Genomic DNA, 9,775 nt, shown 5'->3' on the forward strand with positions numbered 1-9,775 from the left:
TCTTGGGTGATGGGGCGATCGCTAATTTCTTGGGTTAGGGGCGCGGGTTTGGAAGCAGCCGCGCACCCTGCAATTAGTTGAGATGGCTGTCGCTGTCAGAGTGCGGGCGGATGTCAGCCACGGTTTCTGCCTGCGCTGTCAGTTCCCGGCGACGCGCTTCCAGCCAGAAGTTTCGCTGATGCTGGACTGTATCGCTGAAGGATTTTGCGGTATCCTCGCGGAAAGCAAGGGCGATCGTCATCGCGCAAGCATAGCCGCTAGTAATCACTGACAGCAGCAGCATGAATAAGGGGAAACCCATTCCTGCGATGTCGCCACTCTGGAGTTTGTTGGTGCAACTGAGGATTGCCATTCGTGTTGCTTCAATCCCGGAGGCAATTTCACCCGCTGGGGTAAAGTGTTGTTGATAAAGTAAGGGCATTTCTTGTTTGAGAAAGGCAAGATCGTTACCCATTTGGAGACGGATTACTAGCAACTGTTCCATGTTTTTTTTGGCCGTTTCATAGTTTTGATAGGCTTCTGTTTCCAGGCGAACGACTCGACGGCAGATAGGAAGTTGTTCAGAGGGAACTTGATTCCAGTTGGTACTGCGATCGCCCCAAGGTCCGTACAGTTGCACGTAAAGCGAGTCCCATCGCGGATTGGTTCTGTCGAGTTGATTTAATTGCTGTTCTCCTTCTTGGCATCGTTGCCGAGTTTGTTGATATTGGGGACTGTCAAGTTGCTTGAGGGTTTCGACTTGTTGTATCTGTTTTTGAATCGATTCTGCTGCTTTGATCTGGCTCAGACCTGGTTGATTGAGCATTAATTCTGTGCCTACGAGAGAGGCGATCGACTGGAGGATATTGATGGATAGGGAGGCGGCGATCGCCCAGAGTTGCCATGTTTTGTTGTATTTTGTGCGGGATGAAACAGCCGTCGTGCTGTCGTTAGTGAATTTGAGAATCAGGATGTTGGACAACGAAGTCAAAACCCAAGCTGGACTGCCCCCCATATCCTTAAAGGCGTAGAACAGTAAGGGATAATTGGTTAAAAAGTTCAACAGGCTGCTGACAGTAACTGTACCCGCAGTCAGTGTTGCTTGCTTCGCCAAGTCTTCGGAAACCACAGCCGTTCCGTGAAAGGCTTTTGGATCGGCGATGACTAATTCCTTTAATGTGTTGAAGACTCTCTGCCAGAAATTTTTCGGTTTGTCGGTAGTAGGTGGATGTTTTGCCTGTTCGCGGAGATGGGCGTATTTAGGGTCTTGTTCGATGGAGTAGATTAAATCATCAACTTGCTTTTGTTTATTAGACATCTCTGATATTTGTCTGTTCTCGCTGGGACATCTGTAATCTGCCACAAGCGACAAAAATACAAAAGGGAAGAAAGGGGAGATGTCAAAAAAGTTCAGGAGTTACATATAAACACTATATGTAGAGTCATTGTTAACAATTTAGCGCCATAGGTAGTGTAAATAGCTCCCTAGCGTCAGTCCTGAAGTTAAATCCCTTAACTCCCCCTTCTCCCCCTTGCTGGAATTTGAGCGATCGCCCTAAACTACTTGTATCCGTCACAGATACGCATTGGCGTCACTCAGTAGCAGACATGAATAACAGAGAAAGCCTTGGAAACTCCGAAACACGAGCAGTAGAGAAAAATTTGCTATCTTTAAAAGAATTTAGTATGAACTGGAGTACCGTTTGTGAGTTCAAAACCTAGAACCCGTGGCGTGTCGTTAACCGAAAAAGGCGCAAAACTGCTCAGGGAGAGGATGATTGAGATAGCAGGGGAGGAAATTTCTGATAAACACCTGGCAACACTGGCAGGTGTAACGCCTGAAAATGTACGTCGGTATCGTCAAAAGCAGAAAGTTGATGATTCACATCTGATTAAAGCAGCTTTGGACAAAGTGGCAAAACCTTGGACTCAATTAGTCGTTGCAACCATAGCAAAGGTTGATGACTCTACTGTTAAAGCAATGTTGAACTGTGAGCCAAAGGATACAGTATCTATCGAGAGAGTTACCAGCGCCTTGGGTTTAGATCCGCGCAGCGTTGTCGATACCAGTGACTGGTCAAGGTTTGTAAATAATCAACCCGAATTCAAAGGGGAGTTATCGAATTTTCAAGCGCTGATCCATCGCAAGCTTAAAAGATTTGTTGGTCGTCGCTTTGTATTCGATGCGATCGAAAACTTTTTTAGTACCAATAGCAATGGCTACTTCACAATAGTAGGCGAACCGGGCATCGGCAAAAGTACGATTTTGGCTAAGTATATTACAGACAACCAGTGTGTTGGTTATTTTATAAATCGTGAAAAAAATAAGGAAGAAGAATTTCTCAAAAGTATTTGCAATCAACTGCTAGACCGTTACAACTTGGGTTATGATTCCTTGCCCGATCGCGCTATTAACGATAGTACGTTTTTAGATGAGTTACTTCAGAAAGTCAGCAAGTTGCTTCCACCTGGTGAACGTTTGGTAATTGCAGTTGATGCACTGGACGAACGTGAGAAAAAGAGTGAAGAGGTGAGAAATATTTGTTATTTACCTAAATATCTTCCAGATAATGTCTACTTTTTGCTGACACGACGCCCCTTTCTCCCGGAGGAAGAGCGTTTGTTAGTTGAGGCACCCAAGCATAATTTTAATTTATGGAAATATCCCAAAGAGAGCGAAAAAGACGTGAAAGAGTACATTTGGTTATTCCTGGTCGATCCAGAGTTTGAAAATGGCTTACGTCAGTGGATTGAAGCTCGAAATCTGAGCAAGGAAGAATTTACCGATCAGCTTGCACAAAAGAGTAAAAACAACTTCATGTATTTGCGTTGTGTATTATCAGCGATCGCCAATGGGGAATACCAAGATAAAAATTTCCAAGAATTACCTGAAGATCTACAAGGTTACTATCAACAGCATTGGCAACTCATGGGCATGACAAATGAGCGGCAGCGTCACAAAGTTGAGATTATTTATATCTTGGTGGAGTTGGCTTTACCAGTCTCCTGCCAATTAATTGCTGACATAGCCGAACAAGATATATATCAGGTTCAGGAAGTGCTGGAAGATTGGATTGAGTTTTTTAGTGAGGAGGAATTAAAAGCACAAATTTGCTATAGCATCTATCACTCCAGCTTTGTAGATTTTTTGCATGACACACCCACACTGAAAAATTCGAGAGTAACGCTTCAAGAAATTAATGGTCGCATTGCTAAGTATTTATTACGCAGGAGGCGCGGAAAATGAGTGAATTCGACAAACATTTGCACGAACTACCACCAGACTTGCAAAGAAGTTACCTAGAATTACCGCGTTTTTTGTCAAAAGAAGGGGATATAGAGAGCCTAGATGAATTATTGGAAATAGTGACGGACTTGGATTTTCTTGCTGCTAAGATTTCTCACAAAGAGTTTGGCGTGCAACCGCTAATTACAGATTATGATTTAGCTTTGCACCCTGATATTGATATTTCTGAAGATATCAAGGACAATCTGAAATTAATTCAAGATGCGATTAGGATGTCGGCTAATGTTTTAACTGACGCTCCCAGTCAACTACCCAGTCAACTCCTTGGCCGCTTGATATCTTACAGGAGTGTAGACGAGTCTGAATTTGAAACGAAGTCTTTGCCACAAATCCTGTTGAAAAAAGTAATAGTTTTTTGCAAAGAACCACCAGAATTGGTTGAAACACTAATGTTATTTTCGAGAGAAGTAACATTAAACATCCTGTTTAAACCATTACAGTTTATTAACGATAAATTGCCTTCAAGATTCTCCCTTTATCCATTTTTGTATTGGTGGTATAAATTCGTTGAAGTGGCTACTAACTGGGTGGTCAAGCTAATTTGTTTGTATCCATTCGCGTGGTATCAATTTATGTTTTTGATTAAAAAACGTTATTTTAAATTAAAACCATCACCCTTTTTTACACTCAATTTATTTATTGAGCAAGTAGAAAAGTATAATTATTCAGCTTGGCTGCGTCCATTAACACCTAGCTTAACGCCTTCAGGCGAAAGTTTAATACGCACACTTTCTCTTCAAACTGATTATTCTTTTGTCCACGCAATTGCTATTACTCCTGACGGTACAAAAATGGTTTCAGGTTTAGGAGATAAAAGTCTTATAGTTTGGGATATGATGACAGGAACTCCTCTAAAAACTCTCACAGGACATAATGGCTCAGTTGATGCAGTCGCTGTAACAAAAGATGGTAAGCAAATAGTTTCAGCTTCAACGGATAGCACCATCAAAATTTGGAATATCGAAACAGGCGAAAATATAGATACTTTCACCGGTCATCAGTCATCTATAAGAGCTATTGCTATTACACCCGATGGTAAAAATATTGTTTCCGCATCACATGATACTACTCTTAAAGTTTGGGACTTACAAACAGGGGAGTGCTTGTGTACTTGTATTGGACACCAAAAATCTGTGAGTGTTTTAGCTATTCACCCAGATGGAGATAAAGTGATTTCCGGTAGTGATGACAAAAGACTGATTCTTTGGGATTTAAAAACTGGGCAACTGCTAAGAAAAATTAAAACCTTTGAGGGATATTTTTATGCCATTAGTATTACAAACTATGGCATTAGTTTTACAGAAGATGAGAAAAAACTCCTGGTAGCAACACGAGTAGCAGAACGAGATAATCCATTTGAAGTTTGTGATATAGCAACAGGTAAAGTTTTGAAAAATCTTACAGATAAAACTTGGCTTGGAACTTATATTACTCGTATTGCTATTACTCCCGATGAAACTAAAGTTGTTGCGACTTCTAAAGATGGAAATGGAATAAAAATCTTGGATTTAAGAACAGGTATCCCATTGGGTTCTTTTGAGGCTCATTACGGTCAAGATGTAACAGCATTGGCTATAACTCCCGATGGTAAACAGGTAGTTACCGGAGCGTGGAAAACTATTAAAATTTGGGATTTAAGATTAATACAAAAAAAATCCAAAATCAAATCCATCACAAAGCACCGTAGTTCAGTTCAGGCAGTAGCTATTACCCCAGATGGAAAACAAGCTATTTCAGGTGACGGAGACGGTACTATAATCATTTGGGATATTGATTCTCAAAAACCCCTCAAAACTCTCCCAGGGGGCTACAACGGAATAAAATCAATCGCTGTTACCCCAGATGGTCAAAAATTTGTATCAACTTTTGTGTCAGGTGAGGGAAGCTATAAAGGGGTGCAAATTTGGAACTTCCATAATACAAAAAAACTATTTGGAAATTGCAGGGCAGAAAAAGAAGTTGAAACAGTAGCTATTACTCCTGATTCCAAGTACATTGTCTCAGGAGTGTACAATAGCATAATTATTTGGGATTTAGAATCTCAAAATATTTTTAGAGAGTTATATGAGCCAGCTTTCAGGCCGATCACGTCTGTTGTTATTACTCCTGATGGTAAGTACATTATTGCTGGAACAGTGGGAAATTTATTAGTTATTTGGGATTTTAAGTGTGGCAATAAAATTAAGGTTATAGAATTATTAAATAAATGGAATGGATACGATAGTGGGGAGTCAATTACGAGTATAGCTGTTACTCCCAACAGCGAACAACTAATTTCAGCATCATCGGATAAATCCCTGAGAATTTGGGACATCGCCCAAGGGACAGAATTAAAAAACTTTTCTATTCATAATAATTCTGCTAATGCAGTGGTTGTTAATCCATCTGGAGAGTTTGCAATTTCAGGAGATTACAGTATTAAAGTTTGGCATATACAAACTGGCAAAATAGTTGCAAGTTTTTCTGTAGAGTCCAGTGTACTTTCTTGTGCTGTCACTTCAGATGGTTTAACAATTGTGGCTGGTGAGCTTTCAGGACGAGTACATTTCCTACGGTTGGAAGGTATAGATATATCCTAAAATTAGTGTTCCACTATTGATGGGCTTTCATGTATTCTCTCAGTAAGGTGTTGATCTGGGTTTGATAACCACGACCTTGAGATTTAAACCACTCCAAAACATCACTGTCAATGCGTAAGGTAACTTGAGCTTTAGTCTTAGGGTTGGGCAAGCCTCGCTGAACTACGGCTTTAGCAAACATTTCAGGCGTAATTTCAGGGCAATCAGAGAAATCAATATCTTCATCACTCATGGCATCTAGGCGTTCCCAATCAGTTTGAGATTTGCTCGAAGTAAATTCGTTGTTCATATTTAGTTGCTTTTCTAGCGGAAATAATGCGGGTATATTCCTCTCGTTCTGTATGGACGATAGCGACTACTCGCCCTTGCAACAAACCAAAAGTCACAAACCTTTGCTCCCCATAACTGAATCGTTCGTCCTCAACTGTTACGATTTCTCCATCAAAAACTAATGGAACGTCGATAAAGTCAATTCCATGTTTGCTAAGGTTGGTAAGACGTTTAGCCTCATCCCACTCAAATTCCATACCTGGATTTTCACTAGATATTGTAACTACAATTTGTCGTTACAGCCACTCAGTTTAACAGATATTTGGATTGTTCAGCTAAAGACCTTGGCCCCCTTCACCCCTCCCCATCCGAGATATCACCACACCCCTGTGTGCCCGACACCGCAGCCGATCGAAACAAAACGCTAAAATAGTAGCTCATACAATTTTGGAGTTAATATGTGACACTTGCACCCGCGCGCGAAAACGTCCTAGCTTGGCTCTCTGAGCGCGTTCCTGCTGCCCGCATCAAACACATCCTCGGAGTCGAACAGGTAGCAGGTGACTTGGCTCGCCATTACGGCCTCGACGAAGCAAAAGCCCGATCGGCCGGTTTGTTGCACGATTTGGCAAAATACTTCAAACCTCCACTGCTGCTGCAAATGGCCCAGAAGGAAGGTTTAGAGTTAGACTCAGTGTTAGAAGCACACCCGCATTTGCTGCACGCAGACGCCAGCGCGATCGTCGCCAGAGACGAATTCGGGGTGGTCGATCGAGAAATTTTGGACGCCATCGCCAATCACACCCTCGGCAGACCAAACATGAGCCAGCTCAGTTGTACCGTATTCATAGCAGATACCATAGAGCCAAGCCGCGGCAACACAGCCCAACTAGAAGCACTGCGCGAGGTAAGCTGGCAAAATCTTTATGCAGCCGTGTGGCAAACTAGCGATTATTCTCTTAAATATTTGCTAGAAACTCGCTGCTACATCCACCCCCGCACCGTACTTACGCGGAATTGGGCGCTGCAAATGGCCCGCGAATCGCCGGAAACAGGAAATTCGACCCAGAAGTCGATCGAACAAATCACAAGTTAAAAGTAAAATTTACCAGAAATTCTGTCCTTACTTTTGGCTTCAACCTAACTCCTATTTCCCGTCTCAAACTGCCAACAACCGATCGCGAAAGCGCACCGATTCCCCCTTACCGTATCAATTAGGAAATTAAACACTTAATGTCAGATCTAACTCAACTCGAATACTCCAGGGCCCAGTCTACAACAACCGACGGCACCTCCTCAGACGAAGCCCGCGGCCTGATCATGACCGTTGCCCAAGCAGCCGATGACCGCAAAGCAGTAGATATTGTATTGCTCCGCGTGTCTGAAGTATGCTTTTTGGCAGACTACTTTGCGATCGTCACCGGATTTTCCAACGTGCAGGTACGCGCCATCTCCCAAGCGATAGCAGACCAAGTTGAAGAAGAGTGGCAACGCTTGCCACTGCGTACACAAGGGCTATCAGACGCTAGTTGGGTCGTCATGGACTACGGCGACGCGATTATTCACATTTTGAAGCCTCAAGAGCGGGAGTTCTACAATTTAGAAGCGTTCTGGGGACACGCCGAACGCATTGACTTTTCTCCCACGCCGTGAGGATGGCTAATGTGAAAAACGTTTCTGCTTCTATTTGTCCCGTTCCGCAAGAACAGCGACCGATCAATGAATACCAAGAACTTAAAGAATCCTGGTTTTTTAGCTGGGTAACACTCAATTGGCCCGGATACCTGGCAAAACTAGCTTGGGTGTGGGCTTGGAGTTGCTTGGTATCGGTGCCGATAGCTGCTTCTAGCTTTGCTCCTGTCAAGTATCCAGCTCAGTTTGTCCTCAGCGGTGCCGCAGGTGCCGGTTTTATTCTAGGATTAGCTTTGCTGCGGCTCTACTTGGGTTGGTTCTACGTGCGATCGCGCCTTTCAAATCCCACGGTCGTCTACGAAGAGTCTGGCTGGTACGATTGTCAATCTTGGCCTAAAACTCCCGAAGTTTTGCTTCAAGACCAGTTGATTGTCAACTACCAACTCGAACCAATTCTCAGGCGTCTGCGGCAGACATTTTATGGTTTGACAGTGTTGCTGGTTGCCGGGGGACTAATTTGGAGTTGTTTGTAATCGGGAAGGGAAGGGAGTTTTGAGTGTTGAGATTGCCGCCCACAGCCAACAACGCACACGGAGTGCATGAGTGAGAAACGATCGCAGAAAGATAAACTTTATAACTCGTAACTGGCAGCTCGCAACTCAAAACTTCCACCGGCCTCAATCTAAAATCTAAAATCTAAAATCTAAAATTGATATGACAAGGGGAAAACGAACCCAAGCTCCCGAACTGGAAGTCACATTGCTGCGCGAAGGTATTGTGGAATCGAGGCACCGCGCCCAGGCCGCTGTTTGCGACAACCGTGGCCGCGTTTTGTCCGTTGCTGGTAACTCGGAAACGGCCTCATTTGTCCGTTCTTCACTCAAGCCTTTTCAAGCTTTGGCGGTGACGGCGACTGGCACTTTAGAACGCTACGAATTGACCGATCGAGATTTAGCGATTATTTGCAGTTCCCATCAAGGTACGATCGAGCAATCGCGCCAGGTATTTAACGTTCTGTGGCGCTGCGACATTGACCCCTCTAAACTTCAATGCCCCATTCCCGAAGGCAAAAAGAGCGCCCTGCAATACAACTGCTCCGGCAAACACGCCGGAATGCTGGCTGTCTGCCAGCAACTGCACTGGCCTGTGGACACTTATTTACGCCGCAAACATCCTGTCCAGCAGCTTATTTTGGGCAAAGTGGCTGACTTGCTGGCAATGCCTGCCGAAGAGTTTATCAGCGCTCGCGACGACTGCGGCGCTCCTACCTATCTGTTGCAGTTGGGGCAAATGGCGTCTTTGTACGCTCAGTTAGCCTCCGGCAACAATGTGGATATGGAGCGGATTGTCCGGGCTATGACCCATCACCCGATGATGGTTGCCGGTGAGGGCAAATTTGACACGGAACTGATGCGCTTGACTCAAGGGGAATTGGTGAGCAAGTCCGGTGCCGAAGGGGTGCAGTGCATTGGCCGCGTTGGCGAAGGCATGGGCTTGGCAATTAAGGTGACGGATGGGGGAAAGCGCGCTCAATTTGCTGTGGCGATTCACTTGCTCAAGCAGTTGGGGTGGATTACTCCCACTATCGCCGAAACTCTTTCGGAGACTTACCTCACTCTCAGTGAGTTCAAGCGCTTGGAGGTAATCGGGGAAGTTTCGATGCTTTAGGGCGATCGAGGCTCTGATCCGATTTCAGCAACCCCTCCCACAATCTAAAAAGTTTTTTTGATGGAGGGGTTGCAATTTTCAGAAAGATATGTTTATATTAGTAAAGAGACAAAAAGCGACGCGGGATAGAGCAGCCTGGTAGCTCGTCGGGCTCATAACCCGAAGGTCAGTGGTTCAAATCCACTTCCCGCCACCAAATTCAAGCGAACCCTGTAATCGTTAAGGTTTCAGGGTTTTGTTTTTGGAAACCACTAGACAGAGACAAAGCGACGCGGGATAGAGCAGCCTGGTAGCTCGTCGGGCTCATAACCCGAAGGTCAGTGGTTCAAATCCACTTCCC

9 protein-coding genes and 1 tRNA gene are annotated in these 9,775 nt (G+C 44.2%); 7 read left to right on the plus strand and 3 right to left on the minus strand.

All coding sequences use genetic code 11. The annotated features are described in order from the left end of the window. Positions 1–73: 73 nt before the first annotated feature. Complete coding sequence (locus QUB04_RS25425) at positions 74–1,297, minus strand: hypothetical protein (protein ID WP_333288660.1); 1,224 nt, start codon at positions 1,295–1,297, stop codon at positions 74–76. Positions 1,298–1,684: 387 nt separating this feature from the next. On the opposite strand from QUB04_RS25425, the gene QUB04_RS25430 reads away from it, so the two are divergent. Beyond that, entirely contained in the window at positions 1,685–3,226 is a 1,542-nt protein-coding gene (locus QUB04_RS25430; protein ID WP_333288662.1) for an ATP-binding protein, read from the plus strand. Next, complete coding sequence (locus QUB04_RS25435) at positions 3,223–5,865, plus strand: WD40 repeat domain-containing protein (protein WP_333288664.1); 2,643 nt, start codon at positions 3,223–3,225, stop codon at positions 5,863–5,865. The genes QUB04_RS25430 and QUB04_RS25435 overlap by 4 nt, the downstream gene beginning before the upstream one ends. Before the next feature lie 13 nt (positions 5,866–5,878). Here the strand turns inward: QUB04_RS25435 and QUB04_RS25440 are convergent, their stop codons facing one another. Together QUB04_RS25440 and QUB04_RS25445 are read right to left on the minus strand one after the other, a co-directional pair. Next, complete coding sequence (locus tag QUB04_RS25440; RefSeq protein ID WP_333288666.1) at positions 5,879–6,154, minus strand: BrnA antitoxin family protein; 276 nt, start codon at positions 6,152–6,154, stop codon at positions 5,879–5,881. Beyond that, complete coding sequence (locus tag QUB04_RS25445; RefSeq protein WP_333288668.1) at positions 6,117–6,392, minus strand: BrnT family toxin; 276 nt, start codon at positions 6,390–6,392, stop codon at positions 6,117–6,119. Before QUB04_RS25445 ends, QUB04_RS25440 begins: the two co-directional genes overlap by 38 nt. 203 nt (positions 6,393–6,595) lie before the next feature. Here QUB04_RS25445 and yqeK point away from each other — a divergent pair, with 203 nt between their 5' ends. The 5 genes from yqeK (at position 6,596) to QUB04_RS25470 (ending at position 9,631) form a co-directional block, all read left to right on the plus strand. After that, positions 6,596–7,231, plus strand: a complete 636-nt coding sequence (yqeK, locus tag QUB04_RS25450; RefSeq protein ID WP_333288670.1) for a bis(5'-nucleosyl)-tetraphosphatase (symmetrical) YqeK — start codon at positions 6,596–6,598, stop codon at positions 7,229–7,231. A gap of 137 nt (positions 7,232–7,368) precedes the next feature. Next, on the plus strand, positions 7,369–7,788 hold the full coding sequence (gene rsfS / locus QUB04_RS25455) for a ribosome silencing factor (protein WP_333288672.1): 420 nt from the start codon (positions 7,369–7,371) through the stop codon (positions 7,786–7,788). 2 nt (positions 7,789–7,790) lie between these two features. After that, on the plus strand, positions 7,791–8,300 hold the full coding sequence (locus tag QUB04_RS25460) for a CGLD27 family protein (protein ID WP_333288674.1): 510 nt from the start codon (positions 7,791–7,793) through the stop codon (positions 8,298–8,300). A gap of 181 nt (positions 8,301–8,481) precedes the next feature. Then, entirely contained in the window at positions 8,482–9,435 is a 954-nt protein-coding gene (locus QUB04_RS25465) for an asparaginase (RefSeq protein ID WP_333288676.1), read from the plus strand. Between the two features lie 119 nt (positions 9,436–9,554). After that, positions 9,555–9,631: transfer RNA gene (locus QUB04_RS25470), tRNA-Met, on the plus strand. The last annotated feature ends 144 nt before the right edge of the window (positions 9,632–9,775 follow it).

Source organism: Microcoleus sp. D2_18a_B4, assembly GCF_036702475.1.
Classification (GTDB): Bacteria; Cyanobacteriota; Cyanobacteriia; order Cyanobacteriales; family Microcoleaceae; genus Microcoleus.